At 58.6% G+C, this 20288-nt stretch carries 18 protein-coding genes and 1 pseudogene; 9 read left to right on the top strand and 10 right to left on the bottom strand.

Translation table 11 applies throughout. The features are described 5' to 3' along the window. Nucleotides 1-139 precede the first annotated feature (139 nt). The 4 genes from tnpA to tnpC all read left to right on the top strand — a co-directional run bounded on the left by tnpA (nt 140) and on the right by tnpC (nt 3817). A complete protein-coding gene (gene tnpA, locus BD293_RS00850; protein WP_142079382.1) occupies nt 140-586 on the top strand; it encodes an IS66-like element accessory protein TnpA in 447 nt (148 codons plus the stop codon). Next, on the top strand, nt 583-936 hold the full coding sequence (gene tnpB / locus BD293_RS00855; protein ID WP_142079383.1) for an IS66 family insertion sequence element accessory protein TnpB: 354 nt from the start codon (nt 583-585) through the stop codon (nt 934-936). The genes tnpA and tnpB overlap by 4 nt, the downstream gene beginning before the upstream one ends. A gap of 69 nt (nt 937-1005) precedes the next feature. Beyond that, a complete protein-coding gene (locus BD293_RS00860) occupies nt 1006-2070 on the top strand; it encodes an IS630 family transposase (protein ID WP_142079384.1) in 1065 nt (354 codons plus the stop codon). Nucleotides 2071-2140: 70 nt separating this feature from the next. Continuing rightward, nucleotides 2141-3817, top strand: a complete 1677-nt coding sequence (gene tnpC / locus BD293_RS00865; protein ID WP_142079385.1) for an IS66 family transposase — start codon at nt 2141-2143, stop codon at nt 3815-3817. Between the two features lie 31 nt (nt 3818-3848). Here tnpC and BD293_RS23325 read toward each other — a convergent pair whose 3' ends face one another. Continuing rightward, nucleotides 3849-4106, bottom strand: coding sequence for a recombinase zinc beta ribbon domain-containing protein (locus BD293_RS23325; protein ID WP_142079386.1), 258 nt, complete (start codon nt 4104-4106; stop codon nt 3849-3851). A 297-nt stretch (nt 4107-4403) separates the two neighbouring features. On the opposite strand from BD293_RS23325, the gene istA reads away from it, so the two are divergent. Then, the gene (gene istA, locus BD293_RS00880) at nt 4404-5933 is read left to right on the top strand and encodes an IS21 family transposase (RefSeq protein WP_142079387.1); all 1530 of its coding nucleotides are present in this window, start codon (nt 4404-4406) and stop codon (nt 5931-5933) included. A 10-nt stretch (nt 5934-5943) separates the two neighbouring features. Continuing rightward, nucleotides 5944-6702 carry an IS21-like element helper ATPase IstB gene (gene istB, locus BD293_RS00885; protein WP_142079313.1) on the top strand — a complete coding sequence of 253 codons (759 nt, stop codon included), beginning with the start codon at nt 5944-5946 and terminating at the stop codon, nt 6700-6702. Nucleotides 6703-6733: 31 nt separating this feature from the next. On the opposite strand, the gene BD293_RS00890 is transcribed toward istB, so the two are convergent. The 4 genes from BD293_RS00890 to BD293_RS00900 all read right to left on the bottom strand — a co-directional run bounded on the left by BD293_RS00890 (nt 6734) and on the right by BD293_RS00900 (nt 10258). Then, nucleotides 6734-7806 (bottom strand): IS3 family transposase gene (locus BD293_RS00890; RefSeq protein ID WP_425467914.1). Its coding sequence is split into 2 segments (ribosomal slippage): nt 6734-7545 and nt 7545-7806, totalling 1074 coding nucleotides; the frame shifts between segments, so codons are not numbered across the junction. Between the two features lie 66 nt (nt 7807-7872). Beyond that, on the bottom strand, nt 7873-8013 hold the full coding sequence (locus BD293_RS22590; protein WP_170207023.1) for a hypothetical protein: 141 nt from the start codon (nt 8011-8013) through the stop codon (nt 7873-7875). A 66-nt stretch (nt 8014-8079) separates the two neighbouring features. Further along, nucleotides 8080-9525: a Si-specific NAD(P)(+) transhydrogenase gene (gene sthA, locus BD293_RS00895; protein ID WP_142079388.1), complete on the bottom strand. Its 1446-nt coding sequence runs from the start codon at nt 9523-9525 to the stop codon at nt 8080-8082. A gap of 289 nt (nt 9526-9814) precedes the next feature. Further along, entirely contained in the window at nt 9815-10258 is a 444-nt protein-coding gene (locus BD293_RS00900; protein WP_142079389.1) for an Lrp/AsnC family transcriptional regulator, read from the bottom strand. Nucleotides 10259-10380: 122 nt separating this feature from the next. On the opposite strand from BD293_RS00900, the gene BD293_RS00905 reads away from it, so the two are divergent. Both BD293_RS00905 and BD293_RS23030 read left to right on the top strand, forming a co-directional pair. Beyond that, nucleotides 10381-13803: an indolepyruvate ferredoxin oxidoreductase family protein gene (locus tag BD293_RS00905; RefSeq protein ID WP_142079390.1), complete on the top strand. Its 3423-nt coding sequence runs from the start codon at nt 10381-10383 to the stop codon at nt 13801-13803. A gap of 58 nt (nt 13804-13861) precedes the next feature. Next, nucleotides 13862-14000 (top strand): annotated as a pseudogene (locus BD293_RS23030) (transposase); the annotation flags it as partial. 57 nt (nt 14001-14057) lie between these two features. Here BD293_RS23030 and BD293_RS00910 read toward each other — a convergent pair. Beyond that, nucleotides 14058-14666 (bottom strand): exopolysaccharide biosynthesis protein, encoded by a 609-nt coding sequence (locus BD293_RS00910; protein ID WP_170207024.1) that lies wholly within the window; start codon nt 14664-14666, stop codon nt 14058-14060. A gap of 394 nt (nt 14667-15060) precedes the next feature. On the opposite strand from BD293_RS00910, the gene BD293_RS00915 reads away from it, so the two are divergent. Next, nucleotides 15061-15609, top strand: a complete 549-nt coding sequence (locus BD293_RS00915) for a YaeQ family protein (RefSeq protein ID WP_142079392.1) — start codon at nt 15061-15063, stop codon at nt 15607-15609. 136 nt (nt 15610-15745) lie between these two features. On the opposite strand, the gene BD293_RS00920 is transcribed toward BD293_RS00915, so the two are convergent. The 4 genes from BD293_RS00920 to BD293_RS00935 form a co-directional block, all read right to left on the bottom strand. Then, nucleotides 15746-16126 (bottom strand): hypothetical protein, encoded by a 381-nt coding sequence (locus BD293_RS00920; RefSeq protein WP_142079393.1) that lies wholly within the window; start codon nt 16124-16126, stop codon nt 15746-15748. Nucleotides 16127-16344: 218 nt separating this feature from the next. Next, nucleotides 16345-18198 carry a peptidoglycan-binding domain-containing protein gene (locus tag BD293_RS00925; RefSeq protein WP_142079394.1) on the bottom strand — a complete coding sequence of 618 codons (1854 nt, stop codon included), beginning with the start codon at nt 18196-18198 and terminating at the stop codon, nt 16345-16347. A gap of 354 nt (nt 18199-18552) precedes the next feature. Then, the gene (locus BD293_RS00930) at nt 18553-18840 is read right to left on the bottom strand and encodes an SH3 domain-containing protein (RefSeq protein ID WP_142079395.1); all 288 of its coding nucleotides are present in this window, start codon (nt 18838-18840) and stop codon (nt 18553-18555) included. A 213-nt stretch (nt 18841-19053) separates the two neighbouring features. Beyond that, a complete protein-coding gene (locus BD293_RS00935; protein WP_142079396.1) occupies nt 19054-19878 on the bottom strand; it encodes a glycoside hydrolase family 25 protein in 825 nt (274 codons plus the stop codon). Nucleotides 19879-20288: the final 410 nt, after the last annotated feature.

A 20288-nucleotide genomic window follows, 5' to 3' on the forward strand; every position in this document is an offset into this window, starting at 1 on the left:
CCTTGTCAGCGGCACGGTAAGCACTCAATCCAGGAAAGCCAGAACACTGTATGCGCCGTCTGTGTCCCATTGATTTGAGGTCTTTCGCAAATTCCTGATCGGACTGATTAATTCTCCATTGTTAGTGATGGAGGACGCTATGGCGGATGGAAGTGGATTTGACGGTCGGCTGGAGCTTGTTGAGCCGGTTCGGGGCAACCGGCGTTGGCCAGATGATGTGAAAGCGCGGATTGTAGCGGAGAGTTTTCAACCTGGTGCGCGCGTTGTGGACGTTGCGAAACGCCATGACATTGTTCCGCATCAGTTGTCAGATTGGCGGCGCATGGCGCGCGAGGGCAAATTGGTTCTGCCTGCGGATGTTGTGAAATCACCCCGCAATGCAGCTACGCCCACCAAGCAGTCGGAGCCAGCTTTTGTTCCGTTGCAGATTGCTTTGACATCGCAAGGCACTGATCGCGCATTACAGCAGGCTGAGATTGACGAGATAACGATCGCGATTGGATCAGATATCGTGGTCCACGTTCCAACGCATGCCAATGTGGCGCGCGCTGCTGAGTTGATCCGGGCGTTGCGGGGGGTGTCGTGATTGTTGCAGGACAGCGACTGCCGATTGTGATTGCGACAAAACCTGTGGACTTCCGTCGGGGACATGACGGGCTGGCCGCGACAGTGCAAAACGAACTGGGGTTGGATCCTCATTCTGGTCTGACTGTGGTGTTCCGATCCAAGCGGGGGGACAGGTTGAAGATTTTGCTCTGGGATGGGACGGGTCTTGTGCTGATCTACAAACGGTTGGAGGTTTCCAACTTCGTCTGGCCCAAGATCCAGGACGGCGTCATGCAGCTTTCTCGCGCCCAGTATGAGGCCCTGTTTGAGGGTTTGGACTGGCTGCAGATGGTGTCAAAACAGGTTACTCCGCCGACTGCGGCAGGGTGACTATACTCCGAGTCCTGTGGAACCCGAGTTTTGCTTGACGGTTCGGTTTGATTGGATTCTGATGGGTTCATGCGTATTGAGCCGAAATTCCTGACATCTTCAGAACGTGCTGAGCTGATGTCCTGTGTGCGACGCCATCGCGAGGATCACGGTGTTGCGCGTCGCGCCAATGCGATTTTGCTGCTGGATGAGGGCAAATCCTGCCAACTGATCGCCGAATTTCTTTACCTTGACGATGATACGGTTCGTCTTTGGTACAAGGCTTACCGCGAAGGGGGCTGGGACCTCCTATCCACTGATGGATGGAAGGGCGGTCAATCCCGGATGACCTCGGCTCAGGAGGCCGAACTCAGCGCGTGGCTGGAGGATCGTTTTTGTCGTTCGACGACCGAGGTCCGGGCCCATATCTCCGCGACGTATGGCTTGGAGTATTCCCATTCTGGCTGCATCAAGCTTCTGACGCGTCTGGGGTTTGAGTATCGCAAGCCGAAGGGACTTCCGCGCGTTGCGCCTGCCGCAGCACAAGCCGCCTTCATCGAGATGTATCAGCGCTTGCTGAACGAGTTGGGGGCTGATGAAGCTGTCTATTTCGCAGATGCCGTGCATCCGGAGTATCAGACGAAACCGGCTTATGGTTGGGTGAAGGCCGGGACAAATCCTGCCGTGCAGACCACAGCAGGGCGTGGGCGTGTGAACATCCATGGTGCACTGAACTTGGAAACATTCGATTTGTCGTTTGTCGAGCCGATTACGGTAGACGGGATCAGCGCTGTCCAGCTCTTGGCCAAAATCGAGGCATCCAACCCTTACAAGCGCCTCATCCACGTGATCTGGGACAACGCGGCGTATCATAAAGGGCAAGAGGTGCGAGACTTCCTTGCAAGGCCGGACTGCCGCATCCACTTGATCCCATTGCCGCCATATTGCCCACATCTCAACCCGATTGAACGATTGTGGGCCGTCATGCACCGCTGTGTCACACACAATCAGTATTATCCCACGCAAAAGCAATTTGCCGATGCGATACTCGCATTTTTTCGAAAAACCCTCCCCAACGAATGGCGGAGCTTCCGCGACACCATCTCCGACAACTTCCGTGTCATCTCACACGACAATTTTCGGGTTTTCGCGTAAGGCGGGTATAATACACTGATTTTGGTGTTATTTTATTGGCTATTTCTGCCACTTTGTGGTAGGAATGGTCATGTCAAAACCACTCGATCTTCGCCGATTTCCTGACTTGCCGCCCGAGGTCATAAAGGCCCTCGAGACGCAGCAAGCGGCGCTCGAAAAAGCCCAGTTCGAGGTCAGCGTTGAACGTGCGGCGCGCCTGCATCATCAGGCTGATGCAGAAGAAAAAGGCGCGCTCGTGATCACGTTGACCGCGCTGGTCGAAAAGCTGGAAAGTCAGGTAGCCGACTACCGGCGCACAAAATTCGGACCCAAATCCGAAAAGCTGACCCCTGATCAGCTGGAGCTGGCACTCGAAGATCAAGAGACAGCGATTGCCGAGACGAAGGCGGAAATCGAGAACGTTCAGGCCGCGCTCGAGAAAAAGCCCCAAAACAAGAGCAAGGCCCCGCGCAAACCACGCAAGCCTCGCGCCCTTCCAGAGGGGTTACCCCGGGTCGAGCGCGTGATTGAACCCGACAGTATCGCTTGCCCATGTGGCTGCGGCGATATGGTCAAGATCGGAGAGGATCGCTCGGAGCGACTGGATATCATTCCCGCCCAATACCAAGTCATCGTCACCGTGCGTCCAAAGTATGCCTGCCCGAAAGGCCGCACGGGCGTGACCCAAGCCAAAGCTCCTGCGCATCTATTGGAAAACAGCTGGCCGACCGAAGCCTTGCTGGCCCATATCACTGTGGCCAAATTCTGCGACTTCAACCCTTTGAACCGGCAATCGGTGGCCATGGCCCGTAATGGTGCCCCAATTGATCGTGCAGTCCTATCAGACTGGATGGGACGCACAGGCGCACTGATTGCTCCTGTGGTGGATCACATGGCAATGGTGCTGCTCAAAGGCAGCACGCGGCTTTACGTCGATGAAACAACAGCGCCAGTACTTGATCCCGGTCGCGGCCAAACCAAGACGGGATATTTCTGGGCCGTGCTGCGAGATGATCGTGGTTGGAGCGGATCATCCCCACCTGGTGTCGTGTTCCACTATCGACCCGGACGCAAAGGAGAATACGCGGCAGAAATCCTCAACGGCTTCAACGGCACAATCCAGGTTGATGCCTATGGCGGGTATAGCGCATTGGCGACGCCCAAGCGGGTGGGTGGCAAGCCCTTGAAGCTGGCCTATTGCTGGTCGCATGGACGAAGAGCCTTGATCAAAGCCCAGCCGAAAGCGGGATCGCCAATCGTTGACGAGGCTCTGGTGCGAATTGCAGCCCTCTATAAGATCGAGGCCGAAATCCGAGGTTTGCCACCCGAGCAACGTAGGGCCGTCCGGCAGGATCAATCCCGTCCACTGGTCGATAAATTCTTTGCCTGGCTCCATGCCCAAGCCGGCCGGGTGTCGCGCAAGTCCGAACTGGGCAAGGCTCTGGCCTATATGCTCAGCCGACAGGATGGCTTTTGCCTCTTTCTCGAGGACGGTCATGTGGACATGGATTCCAACCTGGTCGAAAACGCGATCAGAACCCCCGCAATGACAAGGCGCAACACGCTTTTTGCAGGTCACGATGACGGCGCCCGTTCTTGGGCGCGCTTCGCGAGCTTGATCGGAACTTGTCGCATGAATGACGTCGAGCCATACGCGTATCTACATGACCTATACACAAAGCTGGCTAATGGGCATCTCGAAAAAGATATCGATGCTTTGATGCCATGGGCCTATGCCTCACAAACGAGCTCGTCCGGGACTCCCTGACGAGCTCAAAAACGCGCCAACCCAAACCCTGTCAACCCGCGCGCCTCGAAAAAACCAATGGGACAGAAACGGCGCATACAGAACACTGCGACTTGCCAAGTTCCTTGGCCGTAGAGCAATAATACCGCTTCTCGGCTCCGCCAGCGATGGTCATATTCGCTCCACACAGCCCGCATTTCAACAGACCAGACAGCAAGTGGCGGCGGCGTTTGAGCGATTGGTTGACGCTCAACTTGTTTGAATCAGTTGGCGTTGCTTGGGTAATCTCCCCCTTTTTAACGGGGTGCATCCGTAGAATTCACGCAGCCATTTTGTCGCTTTGCGCCCCTTTCAGGAGCAGTTTCATGGCGGGTGTTATGCCGCCGATGCCCATGTTGGGGCGGTCGTTGTTGTAAGTCCATAGCCATTGCGTGGCCTGATTGCGTATTCCGGGGTGATGCGCCCAGCGATTCCGATTTGATGCGCCCACCCGTTCCGATTTTATCCGCCCAGGGATTCCGGGGTATCCGCCCACCCCTGTGACATGCTGCTGCGAGGCAATCTGTAACCGGCTACCTTCCGCCTTTTTTGGTACGAAGGAAGCCCGATGAAGAGATTGCCGATGCGGAAGATACGAGATGTTTTGCGGCTATCAGCCGAGGGGCTTTCGACCCGTCAGATCGCTGCAAGCCTTGGGGTTGGTCGAACAACCCTGCGGGGTTACCTCGATCGCGCCAGGGAGTTGGGTCTGGCCTGGCCACTACCGATTGAGATGTCCGACACTGACCTTGAGCGCTGCCTGTTCCACCGTCCTTATCAGAATACCCAGCGGATCGCGGCGCAACCAAATTGGCCCTACATTCACCGCGAGTTGCGCCGCAAGGGCGTGACGTTATCGCTGCTGTGGGAAGAATATCGCGCTGATCATCCTGATGGGTATGGATACTCTCGGTTTTGCGAACTTTACACGCGATGGGAAGGCAAGCTGTCGCCGGTGATGCGACAGCGTCATCCTGCAGGTGAGCGCCTGTTCGTCGATTATGCCGGCCATACGATCGATGTGATTGACCCCGAGACCGGGGAGGTGCGCACGGCACAGGTGTTTGTCGCTGTTCTGGGGGCATCGAACTATACATTTGTCGAGGCGACCTGGACGCAATCCCTACCGGATTGGATCGCAAGCCATGTCCGCGCTTTGGATTTCTTCGGTGGTGTGACCGCCCAGATCGTCTCGGACAATTTGAAGGCAGGGGTCACCAAGGCGTGCTTTTACGACCCCGTAATCAACCGGACTTACGCAGATATGGCCGCGCATTACGACACGGCCGTTGTCCCGGCGAGGCCATATAAGCCCAAAGATAAGGCGAAGGCAGAGGGTGGGGTATTGCTGGCTGAACGCTGGATACTGGCACGGCTGCGCAACCGCCAGTTCTTCAGCCTTGCTGAGTTGAACGCGGCCATCAAGCCGTTGCTTGACAGGCTCAACGACAAGGTCTCGCGTCACCTCGGGGCCAGCCGCAGACAGCTTTTTGAACAGCTGGACAAACCCGCCCTGAAGTCGCTGCCGGTAGCATCGTATGTTTATGCTGAATGGAAGAAGTGCCGCGCCGGGTTCGATTACCACGTCGCGATCGACAAGCATTATTACTCCGTGCCCTATCAGCTGCTGAAGAAAGAGCTGTGGGCGCGGATCACAGGCCGCACCATCGAAGTCTTCCATCTCGGGCAGCGTGTCGCCTCTCATGTCAGGACGTCCAGCAACGGGAAGCACTCTACGCTGCGCGATCACATGCCAGCGCACCACCAATTCCGCGATGACTGGACGCCAGAGCGTATCAAAGCACGTGCGGCTCGCGTTGGGCCAAACGTGGCCATCTTCGTTGAGGTCGTGATGCGCGAGCGCAAGCACCCGGAACAGGGCTATCGCACCTGCCTTGGGGTGATCCGGCTGGCCGACAAGTTTGGCCGCGACCGACTTGATGCGGCCTGTCGCCGTGCGCTCGAAATCAACGCCAGATCCTATTCGTCACTCCTGTCCATTCTCAAGAATGGGCTTGAGAGCAGGCCCCGCACCCGCGCCACGGACGAGCCTGCCATCACCCACCCCAATATCCGTGGCGCCGATTACTTCCATTGAAAGGAACACAATGCTCGACCATCCAACCCTTCATCACCTTAAAGCCCTCAGGCTGGACGGCATGGCCGAAGCCTTTGCCGAACTGCAGATGCAAGATGCAACTGCCGATCTCGGCCATGCTGAATGGCTTGGCTTGCTCGTTGACCGTGAGGTCGCAAGCCGAGAAACAAAGAGGTTTGAGGCTCGCATGCGGACTGCCAGGCTGCGCCATGTTGGCGCCAGCCCGGAAGATGTTGATTACCGCGCACGCCGTGGCCTCGACAAAGCGCTGTTCCAAAGCCTGCTCACAGGCAGATGGATCACCGACAAGCGTAATCTGATCATCACTGGCCCCTGTGGCGTCGGCAAGACCTGGCTTGGCTGCGCACTGGCCCAGGCAGCCTGTCGTGACGGCGTGACTGTGGTCTACAAACGGATGCCGCGCCTCTTCGAGGAATTGGAGCTGTCCCATGGTGACGGACGCTTCCCCCGCTTGTTCCGCAGCATCACGAAGGCGCAATTGCTGATCTTGGACGACTGGGGCCCAGACAGGCTGACATCACCGCAACGCCGCGATCTCATGGAGATCGTCGAAGAGCGTTACGGGCGCGGCTCAACGATGATCACCAGCCAATTACCCATCAAAGCCTGGCATGACGTCATCGGCGAACCCACATTCGCCGATGCCATCCTCGATCGCATCGTTCACAACGCCTACCGTCTCGAACTCGAGGGCCAATCCATGCGCAAGACCATCACCAAAATGGGTGACGAAACCCCTCAGGACTGATAACCAAAACACGCTGCCTCACGGCAACGCGTCACAGGTGGGCGAATACCCCGGAACAGGTGGGCGCATGTTGTCGGAATGGGTGGGCGGATGCGCCGGAATACGCAGCCTGATCCTGTGCCTCCTCGATGCGTTCGATGATGTATTGATCCAGCCACTCGTGACGAACCGTCCGATTGTAGCGCTCGACGTAAGCGTTCTGCTGGGGCTGGCCGGGTTGGATGTGCTGGATCGTAACATCATGTTTCTCAGCCCATTTTCTCAGCGTTTCGCTGATGTATTCAGGGCCATTGTCGACCCTGATCGTGCCCGGCTTTCCCCGCCATTCGATGATGCGATCAAGGCTGCGGATAACCCGTTCTGCGGGGAGCGAGAAATCGACCTCGATCCCCAGTCCTTCGCGGTTGAAGTCGTCCATCACGTTCAAAAGCCGAAAAGCCCGCCCGTCGCCGAGGCGATCGGCCATGAAGTCCATAGACCAGGTCACATTCGGCGCGTCCGGCACGGCCAGAACATCAGGCTTCTCCCGTTTCAGCCTCTTGCGGGGCTTGATCCGCAGGTTCAGCTCCAGCTGGCAGTATATCCGGTAGACGCGCTTGTGGTTCCAGGGATGCCCCTTCACGTTGCGCAGATGCAGAAAACACAGGCCAAATCCCCAAGTTTTGCGGGCATCGGTCAGCCCCGTGAGCAGATCCGCAATCTCTTCATTCTCGTCCTTGAGCTTCGGGCTGTAGCGATAGCAGGTCTCGCTGACCCCGAAGGCACGGCAGGCCAGCGCGATGCTGACGCCCCGTCGTTCCACCGCCGTTTCGGCCATCTCACGACGCTGAGATGGCCCACCTACTTTTTTCCAAGGGCTTCCTTCAGCAAGTCATTCTGCATGCTCAGATCAGCATACATCCGCTTGAGGCGGCGGTTCTCGTCCTCGATCGCCTTCATCTGGCTGACCATGGACGCATCCATCCCGCCATACTTGGCCCGCCATTTGTAAAACGACGCATCGCTCATGCCATGCTCACGGCACAACTGCGCCACCGGCACACCGCCTTCGGCTTGGCGCAGGATCGCGATGATCTGAGCTTCAGTGTATCTGCTTGTCTTCATTCGAATTCTCCTCATGCATCTTGCCGAGAAAATTCTACTTTTGCAGCCCCTTAAATTCGGGGGGGATTACCGATCCTGCGCGGCATAGGTCTGGCATCCGATGAAGCAGAGCAGATTGCGGCGCGCGGATTTCTGGTTATCAACCTGCTCGATGACAGACAGCTGGTCCGGGTGCACCAGCGCTTGCAGCGACACGATGGAGCCCAATATGAAACACTTGCAGGAATATGCTTGCGCAGCAGTACACGGCCATATCCGGTGTCGGACCGAATATCAGATGCGACCTCTCGATGTGGCAGGCGGAGCTTCACGCTTGATCTTATATTCTTCCGGGATCGGCATGCGATTAAAGGCATCCAGACCGGCGATCTTGTAGGCTTCGGCCAGGGTCGGGTAATTGAACGTGTTCTGGACAAAGTAATCGACTGTGCCCTTCAGGTTCAGCACAGCCTGCGCGATATGGATCAGTTCTGTCGCACCTTCGCCCACGATCTGGACGCCAAGAACACGGCGTGTTTTCAGGCTGAACAGCATTTTCAGCATCCCGTGTTCCAACCCCATGATATGACCCCGGCTGGTTTCCCGAAACCGCGCAACGCCCACCTCATAAGGAATGCCGCGCTCCTGCATCTCTTCTTCGGACATACCGCAAGTAGAAATCTCTGGGACCGAATAAATCCCGTATGGAAACCAAGGGCTTTCTGCCAGAGTTGGGGTTTCCAGCGCATGACAGGCCGCAACGCGACCCTGCTGAACGGAAGTCGAGGCAAGGCTGGGATGCCCGATCACATCGCCCGCCGCATAGATATGAGGTTTTCGCGTCTGATAGCTCTTGCGATCAACATCAAGCCGACCGCGATGGTCGGTTTCAAGCCCGGCAGCTGCGAGGTTCAGCTTGGATGTTGCGCCAAGGCGTCCCGCAGCAAACAAAAGCATTTCGGCGCGTACATGTCGCCCGTTGGCAAGGCTGACTTCAACGTAATCGCCCGCATCTTCGATCTTCTCGATTGCAGAGCCAAGCCGCAGATCGACCCCGTTCTCGCGGATCTGATGGGTGAAATCCTGTATCAGGGTCTTGTCGATAAAATCCAGAAACGTGTCGCGCGGCTCGATTAACGTTACCCGCACATCCAGCGCCGAGAACATCGTCGCATATTCCACCCCGATCACACCCGCGCCAACCACGATCAGGCTGCGCGGAATGCGCGCCAGTTCCAGAAACTCGTCGCTGTCCACAATAGTGGTGCCATTGAAGGGCACAGTATCCGGCCGAAATGTCTTCGTCCCGGTGGAGATCAGAAACCGCTTTGCCGTAAGCCGTGTGACGTCGCCTGCTTCGGTATCCACTTCGACCGTGTGCTCATCCACAAACCGCGCCAGACCATAAAGCGTATCAACATGGTTGCGATTGAACTGATGCTCCAACACATCCACTTCGTGGCCCAGCGTCATATGAAGCCGCGCCTTGAGGTCTTCGGCCCCGATCTTGTCCTTCACCCGGTAAGAGCGGCCATAGAAGCTGCGTTCGCGCCAACCCGACAAGTTCAGTACGGTTTCGCGCAGGGTCTTGGATGGGATTGTGCCCGTATGCACGGAAACCCCGCCAAGCCGGTCTTTGCGGTCAATGACCAGAACCTTGCGCTTCAGCTTGCCTGCCTGAATGGCCGCTGCGCGACCAGCGGGCCCGGAACCGATGATGATAAGATCGTAATTGCTCATGTTGCCATCTCTAAGGCGCTTGTGTGTAAGACGCAACGCGATCACAGGCATCGGCACCCTGTTGGGGGGGGTGAACCTCGTCGTGTGAACCAGCATGTCGCCGATTGCTGAAAATACCTTCTTTGAAAGTCTCATGTCCTTCATGCATCAAGCCGAGAGGAAAACATGCAGCAAGTTCTTTGCGTTGCCCTTTGGCAGATGGCTTGGGTCAGGGCATAAAGGACGAAACCAGTGGCAATCGAGGTCGAAACGCGCCAGCCGGTGATCGTCCGGGCAGTGTTGGGCTGCCTCAGACTTTGATCGTGCGGAGTATAACGTTTGTCTGGGCGCTGGCGACGGCTGGGATTCGAAACAGCACTTGGTCGAGAAAGACGTTATAGGCCTCGATATCAGCGCAGACGACATGCAAATGGTAATCGGCCTGTCCCGTCGTGGCATGGCAGGCCCGGATCTCTTGCCGGTTCTGCACCACGCGCAGAAAGGCGGCCAGTTGGTCGGGATCATGGCGTGTCAGACGCACATGGACGATGGCGCCAAAACCAAGGCCTTGCCGCGCGTCATCCAGCGCCACCGTATAGTGACGGATCACGCCAGCATTCTCCAACGCCTTGACGCGGCGCCAGCAGGTCGAAGGCGAAAGGCCAACCTGTTCGGCCAGCTCGGAATTGGGTATGCGGCTGTCGCGTTTCATCAGATCAAGGATCTGCTGATCGGTTTTGTCGAGGTCTGGCATGTGTATCCGGATTCTATGTCAATTCTGGATACACTATCCGCAAATATGCCTATATGCCATAATATTTGGCCAGAAATTCCACCCAATTCGTGCGATCCTTGCAACAAGTAGAGGAGGACCGCATGAACATCGAGTGCAGCCACGTTAAAGATTATCGCCTGGACGATCGCTACGAGCAGGGCGAAGGGCGTGTTTTCATGACCGGCACACAGGCACTTGTGCGGATCATGCTGGATCAGGCGCGGCGTGACGAAGCGTCGGGGCATCACACGGCAGGTTTCGTGTCGGGCTATCGTGGTTCACCGTTGGGCGGGCTGGACATGGAGTTGTGGCGACAGCGCACTCGGCTGGAGCAGGCGCGGGTCGAATTTCTGCCCGCCGTCAACGAAGACCTTGGCGCAACGGCTGTTCTGGGCGCGCAGCAAGCAGCCCTTGACCACGACTGTGAAGTCGAAGGCGTATTTTCAATGTGGTACGGCAAGGGGCCGGGCGTAGACCGCTCGGGTGATGCGCTCAAACATGGGAACGCCTATGGCACCTCGGCACTTGGCGGGGTGTTGGTCGTGGCGGGCGATGATCATGGCTGCGTTTCGTCTTCGATGCCGCATCAGTCTGATGTCGCCTTCATGGCCTGGTTCATGCCGACACTAAACCCTGCCAGCATCGCCGAATATCTGGAGTTCGGTGCCTATGGCTTCGCGCTATCGCGGTTCAGCGGCACCTGGGTCGGGTTTAAGGCGATCTCGGAAACGGTCGAGGCGGCGCAATCCATCAATCTGCCACCTGAACGTGTTTTCGTGCAGCCCGATTTCACAGCGCCCCCTGGTGGGTTGCATGTGCGCCGCGCTGACCTGCCCAGTCCCGAAATCGAAACCCGGATCGGCGCCAAACTGGCCGCCGTCGAAGCCTTTGTCGAGGCCAACCCGATCGACCGGCGCATCTATGACATTGCACAGGCACGTTTCGGGATCGTCACCACAGGCAAGGCGCATCTTGACCTGATGGAGGCGTTGCGCTTGCTGGGGCTGGACGAAAACGCTTGTCGGCGGCTGGGGATCGACATCTATAAGGTCGGCATGGTCTGGCCTTTGGCGCGCCGCTCTGCCTTGGCCTTTGTGAAGGGCAAGCAGGAGGTTCTGGTTGTCGAGGAAAAACGCGGCATCATCGAAAGCCAGTTCAAGGAATATTTCTACGACTGGCCCGGCGACAAGCCGCAGCGCATGGTGGGCAAGCATCGCGCGGCCGGTGATCCGTTGATCCCCTGGACGGGCGAGTTGTCACCGCTGGGGCTGGTCCCGATCCTTGCCGAACGGCTGTCACGCTTCTTTCCGGATGAAGGTCTTGCCGCGCGCGCTGCCGCCCTGACTGCCACGCCCGCGCCGGTGCTGTCCGTTCCGGGGGCGACACGCAGGCCGTATTTCTGTTCTGGCTGCCCGCACAACACCTCGACCCGCCTGCCCGAAGGCAGTCAGGCTGCCAGCGGCATCGGATGCCATGTGATGGCGGGCTGGATGGACCGCAACACGATGGGGTTCGCGCAGATGGGGGGGGAGGGGGTGCCGTGGGCCGCATCGTCGCGCTTTTCGGGGCGGGGGCATATCTTCCAGAATCTGGGCGAGGGGACATGGTATCACTCTGGCTCGCTCGCGATCCGGCAGGCAGTCGCGGCGGGGGCCAATATTACTTACAAGATCCTCTATAATGATGCCGTTGCGATGACCGGTGGCCAGCCGGTTGATGGCCCGATCAGCCCTGCCGCTATTGCCCAAAGTTGCCGCGCCGAAGGGGTGGAGCGGATCGCGCTCGTCTCAGATACGCCTGAGGATTTCCATGCCGCAGATTTTCCGCCCCGCACCAGTTTTCATGGCAGGGCCGAACTTGACCGCGTGCAGCGTGAACTGCGCGAAGTGGCGGGCGTCTCAATCCTGATTTATGCCCAGACCTGCGCCACTGAAAAGCGCCGACGCCGCAAGCGCGGGCAGATGGCGGACCCGGCGCGCCATGTGGTGATCAACCCGACAGTTTGCGAAGGCTGCGGCGATTGCTCGGTCGAATCCAATTGCCTTAGCGTGGAGCCGCGCCAGACCGAACTGGGCCGCAAGCGCCAGATCAACCAATCAAGTTGCAACAAGGATTTTAGCTGTCTTGGCGGCTTTTGCCCCAGTTTTGTGACCATCGAAGGTGGCCAGCGGCGCAAGCCCCAACCCGAAGGGCTGGACCTTGCCGCCGCACTTGCGGGCCTACCCGCGCCGCAGCTGCCCGCGCTGGACCGGCCATTTAACCTGCTGGTGGCGGGCGTGGGCGGCACCGGTGTCGTGACCATTGGCGCGCTGATCACCATGGCAGCGCATCTGGAAGGTAAGGGCTCCAGCGTTCTGGATTTTACGGGATTTGCGCAGAAATTCGGCACGGTTCTGGGCTATGTGCGCATCGCCTCCGCGCCTGATAGCATCTGCCAAGTCAGGATCGAGGAAGGGGCCGCCGATGCGGTGATCGGCTGTGATGCGGTTGTTTGTTCGTCGCCCAAGGCGTCGGCCCACTACCGGGCTGGCACTGGGATCGTGCTGAACCAAGCGGAAATGCCGACCGGCGATCTGGTCCTGCAACGCGACGCCAATCTGCGCATAGATGCGCGCGAGGCACTGATCCGCAGATGTGTTGGTGCGGGTCAGGTTCTGGCTTTTGATGCCAACACTGTAGCAGAGCAGCTGATGGGCGATACGGTCTTTGCCAACATGATCATGCTAGGGGCCGCATGGCAACAGGGGTTGGTTCCTGTGGGCGAGGCTGCGCTCCAACAAGCCGTTGTGCTAAACGGCGTCGCTGTCGAGAAGAACCGTATGGCCTTTGACATCGGGCGGATCATGGCGGCCCAACCAGACGCGCTGGACCCGTGGATGCCAAAGCCCTTGCAGCAGCCTAAAGATATTGAGGCGCTGATCACTCACCGGGCGCAGTTTCTGACAGGTTATCAGAATGCCGCTTATTCAAGCCGCTACACCGCCCGCATGGCACGCTTCCGTGCGGCCTTGCCGCAGGCAGACGATGCCGTGTTGCGTGCCGCAGCCGAGGGGTTGTTCAGGTTCATGGCCTACAAGGATGAATATGAAGTCGCCCGCCTGCATACGGATGGTCGTTTCGAGGCTGAGCTGGCCGCGGGCTTTGAAGGGGATTTCAAAATCAGGCACCATCTTGCCCCACCGATTCTGACCTTTGGGCGGGACGCGCGCGGGCGGCCGCGCAAGCGTGCCTTCGGTGCCTGGATTCGCCCCGCGCTGAAGCTTTTGGCCCGAATGAAGGGGGTGCGGGGTACAACATTTGATATCTTCGCGCACAGTGCCGACAGAAAGTTGGATCGCAAGCTTCTGGACTGGTTCGAAAGCGTGTTGTGCCATGTCGAGACGACGTTTGACCCTGACAATCAGCCCCCCTCACTGGCTTTGCTTACCGCCGCACAAGAGATACGGGGTTATGGTCCTGTTCGGCATGCAGCGGCGGACAAGGTTATAGCCGAGGTAGAGACACTCATGGCCAAGGCGAAATAGGGGCTGAAACCTGCCTTTCGTGCCTTATCTGGCGCCATGTCGCATCAGAAAAATTCGAATAAAGACAAGCAGATATACCGAAACGCAGATCATTGCGATGTTGCGCCAGGTCGAAGGCAGCATTCCGGTGACGCAGCTGTGCCGTGAATGATGTATCGTTCCAAAAGTGGCGCGCGAAACATGGCGGCATGGAGGCTTGTGGCAGCGCACATTGCTGGGCGCGCGCGTTGATATAAGCTGTGCCACAAACCGCATCAGCTTGAAGCCAGCTTCGCCACAACGAAAATGGCCAGCCCGAAACCACTCAGGCCGAGTGCCACCAAAACCCCATCACGCACCAGAAGCGCCGAAGCAAGAATGCTGACAACCACAGCCAGCGTTGTCGCGGAAAATGGGACAAGTTCCAGAAACGGCATGGCCAACCCGCAGGCGATGCACGTGATCAGCGCAATTTGCTGGCCCGGAAATGCAAAGAACCATTCCGCCCGCGCCACCGATCTGCAATCGATAAATTTCGCCGGACGATCAAGCCGGTTCAGCGCACGGTGCAGCCGGTCGGTGGGCAGAGTGCGGCGCAGGACAAAGGCAGGCAACCAAATCATTGGGCGTCCCAGCAGAATCTGACAGGCAACAAGCGCAATTGTCAGTCCGCCCAAAGACGACAGGCCCGGAATGCCACTAAGGGGTGTGACAAGGATCAGCGCCGGCAACAGCAAAAGAACCGCCTGTGCCGCAGGGTCCATGGATCGCAGAATCGTTTCGACCGTCACCGTCGGGCCAGTGATCGCCCCGCGCATCCGAACCAGCATGTCCTGAACAGGTCGCCCTCGTGGTCCTTGTGTCGCAACGGTAAGTGTCTTCAATTGCGCTGCGCTGAAGCGGCAATGCTTCATTGGCGCGACCGCGGGGCTGGCGCAAGGATCGCGCTGCTGATGCCCATCAATTATTCCCAATCATCAATCCCGGCGTTGGTGACCTTGGTCTTCATATCGATCTGTAGAAATGAATAACCATAACAAACTACTCAGACATATACGCTTGGCGTTGCACATCCGGATCATTGTCGGGCAGACGAAGACGGGCAGCAGCCCGCACAACCGCTCCAAGGCGGCTCTCACTTAATTTGGCAAGCAAAGGACGGACCACCGCACCCCAGACAGCGCTGGGCGGTATCCATCCCATCGACAGAGTCTATCTGCTTTCACAAAACCACCAAACGTACTAGGCAAGCCTTACGTCGCACATTCAGGAAAAATCATGGCGCAAAATGCCACCATCTATAAAGTTGAACTTTCCGTTTCCGACATGGATCGTCACTATTATGAGACCCATAAACTGACTGTTGCAAAACATCCGTCGGAAACGGATGAACGCTTGATGGTGCGTGTTCTTGCGTTTGCGCTGAATGCCCATGAGCGGTTGGAGCTGACGAAGGGCCTGTCCACGGATAGCGAGCCAGATATTTGGCAGAAAAGCCTGAGTGATGTGATGGAGGTGTGGGTGGCGTTGGGGCTTCCTAGCGAGAAGTTCTTGCGCCAATCCTGTGGCAAAGCAAAGAAGGTTGTTGTCTACACGTATGGCGGTAGGACGGCTGAACTGTGGTGGGAGAAGATCAAAAACAGCATCACGCGTTTTGACAACCTTCAGGTCGTGAATTTTTCACAGCAGGAGACCAGTGAACTGGCGAAGCTGGCCAGCCGCTCGATGAGAATGCAGGTCAATATCCAGGATGGTGAGGTAATGGTCAGTGTCGATGACAGCATCGTTTACATGACCTTGGACGACTGGAAAAAAGCCGAGCTTTGACCGTCGATCATCGCGGTCGTGCCACAAGCCAAATGCGGGCCCATTGTCGAGGGCGTCAAAGACCTACGTTGCAGGGGCGATTGCGCAAAAGGCATATTGCAGGGACGATACCTGCCAGTCGGGGTCATGAGCTGTTTTACAGGTCGTCCAGATCAATCCGGTCGGCGATCTCGGGCGAGATCAGGCCAGAGTGCAGCGCCAGCAGGATCAGCTTGGCATCGAGCGTATCGCCGTCATCCAGTGCGATTTCTATTCGCGTGTCGGCGCGTTCCGCTTCCTCTGCGCTGTTATTTTCCGCGAATTGCGCATGCCCGAGCATGCAATAGGCAAGCAGTGCTGCGGCTTCAGCGAATGCCGCGTCCTGACCCCTGTCATTGCCCCATTTCTTGTTAAGCTGGATCACCGTCAGCTTGACGGGTTCCGGCACCATAAGCGGATGCACACCTGAGGCCCGAAGCGCATCATCAAGCGCTCTTACCGCGCTGGAGCGGCCCAACATGTCAAACAAGCGAAACATATATGGACCTGTATCAGGTTCTTGGCGCAGCTCCATCCATAATGTGTTATGGGGCAACGGATGTACGCGCGGGCACGAATATCGGATCGTGTCCCAAAATTTTGACCGGGACGTCTCCGTGACAATCAACAAGGACCAGTCCTACCTGAATTCCTGCGTCTTCCCCCCGGCGCATGATCCAGCGCCGGGGTGTGCCACATGCGCGGCTGATCCCCCGATCAGCGTGACAGAGGCAGCCCGTCAGAGATCATCTGACTTTGTGTTTCGCTGTCGACATAACCGCTCACTGGCAAGCCACGCGCTTCCTGATACGCGCGCAGCGCCGCTCTGGTGTCGCTGTCGAATTGACCATCGGTGCGTCCGGGGTTGAAACCCTGCGCTGTGAGCAGCACTTCGACCAACCCGCGGGTGATTGTGTTCAGACCCAGCGCGGCTTCTGCCTCGCGTGCCTGTTCCTGCGTGATCTCTTCCTGTTCGGGGGCATCTTCGGTCAACTCATCAAGGCGCTGGGTTGCGGGTTCGGAAAACGCGCCTTCGGGGAAATCTTCGAGATAGCGTGCATAGGCATCAGCGGTGTCGATCTGCTGTGCTTCGCTCCACGCGGCCTCGTCGGCGGCCAGCGCGTTGTCCTCGCCCATTTCGGCCAGCCGTGCGCGCGCACTGTCTGCAAAGGCACCGTCTTCATGTGCATCCAGATAGCGGCGATAGGCGGCTTCGGTGTCTTCGGCCAGCGCAGTTTCCCATGCCTCGCGGTCGCGCGCAGTCTCGATCTCGGCCAGTCGCGCGCCTGCAACATCAGAGAACAGACCGTCGGGGAAGCGCTCCAGATAGGCTCGCAGTCCGGCTTCGTCTTGACCGCGACCCGTGTCTTCCCAATAGGCCCGATCCGCGCGCTCGCGTTCCAATTCTTGTTCGCGCGCTTCCTCTTCCAGTTCTGCTTCGCGGGTTGTGGCCATATCATTCAGCACGTCGATCTGCTCGGCAGTTAGAAAACTGGTGGCTTCCAGCCCGCTGTCCTGCTGCCAGTTGCTGATCGCGTTGCGGGTGCCGGGACCGAAGATACCATCGACCCCCCGCGTATCATAGCCCAGCACGTTCAGTTGCTGCTGGATCTGCTGGCGCGCGGATGCGCCAAGCTCTAGCGCGGCTTCAATCCGCTCTGGATCGGCCGCCAGCGCATCAATCGCGGCGCGCGCGTCAGCGGCGAATGCGCCTTCGGGATATTGGGCAAGATACGCTTCATATGCGACGATTGTGTCCGTGTCCTGCGCGGCCTGCCAGACAGCGCCCTCTGCTTCGGCCTCGCGTTCGGTGTTCTGCTCCTCGACGGGTTCAGCCTCGGGCGTTGCGTCATCCGCAGGCAGAAAACTCAGCAAGGGGGACAAGAACCCATATGCTTCTAGCCCCTCAGTGTCCGCCAGCATCTCCGGCAGGCTTTGGCCCGGCATGACCAGCGTGTCCTCCGCAAAACTCAGGATATCGGGAATGTCACCCGCAATCACTGTAACGCCTTGCGGCGGATTGATTGTGCCCAGTCCGGGCATAAGGCCAAAGCCAAGCGCAAAGGGCAGATCGTCGGGTGCATCTTCCGCACTGGCATCAGACACGACGCCCGCCTCGGCGTTCAGGTCTTCAAGCTCTGCCATTGGCGATCCCAGCAGCACCACCGCGCCCCCTTGGGATCGGCCCACAATTTCCATCACTGTGCTCAAGGAGAGTGCCGCGCCATCGACTGTGGCCAAAGACGGGGCGTCCGCAGCGCCGGGCAGATACCAGCTTTCATAGCCGGAATGGGCAAAGCGCCCTGACAAAAGGATGACACTGCGCTCGGGCGCTTCGTCTGTCAGCAGGCTGCCCATATTCTCGCGCAGCGCCTCAATTTCCAGATCGACACCGGAAATGACATCGAAGCCCGCCGCCTCTAGCGCTTCAACGGCGGCCGAAACATCTCCTTCGGCCGTCAGTTCGACATCTTCGCCATAGGTTTGTGTTCCCATGATTAAGGCGCGATTTTCGGCCACTGCTGGTGGCGCAACCACACAGGCGCAAGCTATCACAAGGCGTAGTTTCATCAATCAACCTCCTCCGGCATCAGTCTTGGTGCGGGTGCCAGCGACACCTCGCTGCAAGTTCCCCTACAAAATAACTCTGCCAGAGCAGTTAGGTTGCATTATTGCTGTGCTGAAGCCCGGCCGTTTGATTGGGCGCGGCGTATGAGTGATCTGATATCTTATTTGGAAACCCCGCGCTGCCCTGCAACGCGCCGCGCGATCCCTTCGCCGCTTGGCAATCCCCTGGGGTGCCGCCTCGATTCTCTCCGTGGCAAGCACTGGCGCAACGGCATGAACCTGCCACGCCAGAACACTACCGCGGATCAACACTAGACCGCCGCGCTTCACTGCACCTGCCTATACGGCGCGGTGGCTTCAGGGTTGTGAGAGGTAGTCCGCAGAAACGTAGCCGGTAACACTCGGCGCGGCTTGGAGTGCGACGCGGCACCAGCGTTGCCCCACTTCGGTCACGCAGTTGCGCCGTGAAACGACGGTCCCATCTGGCAAGCCAAGAATGATGTTATAGCCCAGCCCCGGACCTGCGCGCAGTTTCAGCAACTCTGCTCCCGCACCCTTAACCACTGCGCGGTCACTTATGCCGCCCCCGGCACACCCGGCGACAAACAGGACGATGAGCAAAGCAGGCAAAACGATGTGACGCATGATGAGACCTTCACCTTGGTTTGGTCGCCACTTTGACGGCCAGCCATAGTCATGTGACGCAAAATTCTGGTCTTGGCAAGAATAGAGAGGTTGGGCTGCAATCTGAATGACACTCCGGTTTCAGCCATGCCAAGACGCCTCCCGACTTTTGCCTTCTACACCTGCCATCTTCCACCTATGCGCCGGGCAGCGCCACAAGGGCAGGCAGCGCGCTCATCTGCGCCAGCGGGTCCAGTCGCCAACTGATCCGGCAAAGACGTTAATGTCGACTGGCCCACGGATACCGGGAACGCGTCCGGTGCCGGTGTATTGCCAGAAGGTCCAGCGCTGACCGGGATAGACGGTCGAGGGGTGCCCCGCGACCGAGCGCAGCCAGAATTCAGTGCCCCGCAGCGCACCGATCCCGGTGTCACGGTAGAAATCGACCGTGGTATAGACAACCGGCCGCTGGCCATAATGCGCAGTCAGGATATCGAGAAATCGCCCCGCCTCGGCGCGGACGGTTGCGGGGTCGGGGCGGTGGGTACAGGTGGGCGAGCGGTGGTTCCATTCAAGGTCCAGCACCGGGGGCAGGGCGGCGGGGTCGCGCGGCACATTGCGGATGAACCAGCGCGCCTGCTCTTCGGCGGGGCGACAGAAATAATAGAAATGATACGCACCGCGCGGCAGCCCAGCGCGGGCGGCCCCTTGCCAGTTGTCAGAGAATAAGGGGTCGGCGTGATCGCCCCCTTCGGTTGCCTTGATATAGGCGAACCCGACGCCGCCAGCCCGCACGGCAGGCCAGTCGATTGCGCCTTGCCAGCGCGACACGTCAATGCCGTGGACCGCATAGGCCGTCGGTGCGCGCCCGTCCCATGTATGAGGGTTGGAATCGCCAAATGCGGGGAATCTCACCGCGACCGACCGCGTGGCGGCAACGGCGGCCTCGGCCCGGTTGGCCGCGAAAGGGGCGGCATGGTCCCCGCGCTCTGGTCCGGCGCAGGCCAGCACCAGCAAAGGCAGGATAAGTTTCAGAACCTGAACCGCAGCAGACCGCATCACGCCTCCGACCAAGGGGGAACGCCCCATGATTGACGAGGCGGGGCAGCAATGTCACTTGAGTAGCGCGCCGCGCCGATCACTTCCGCGCGAGCAATGCGCGTTGTCCTGACCTGTGACCCGTATGGCCGCGCGCGGGACTGACCACCTGAATGCCCGGTCTGAGAGTGCCGTCATCATAACCCTCGCAGCGGCGCTGGGCGCGTCAATGTCAGCGATCCTGTTGCCTGCAAACACCATGCGCCCGATCGTTGCCAAGGGCGTAGCGACGCAATATGAGCGATTCTGGCGGACATGACCGTGCAGGTTGCTTGGGCGCCGTCCTTTCCCCCCGCAAGCGTTTTGGCTGTCTCAGAGCACGCCATGCGCCGTCGCAACCGCAGGGGAATGGCAAGCGCCAAGATGTTTAA

It is taken from the genome of Roseinatronobacter monicus, from assembly GCF_006716865.1.
GTDB classification, from domain to species: domain Bacteria; phylum Pseudomonadota; class Alphaproteobacteria; order Rhodobacterales; family Rhodobacteraceae; genus Roseinatronobacter; species Roseinatronobacter monicus.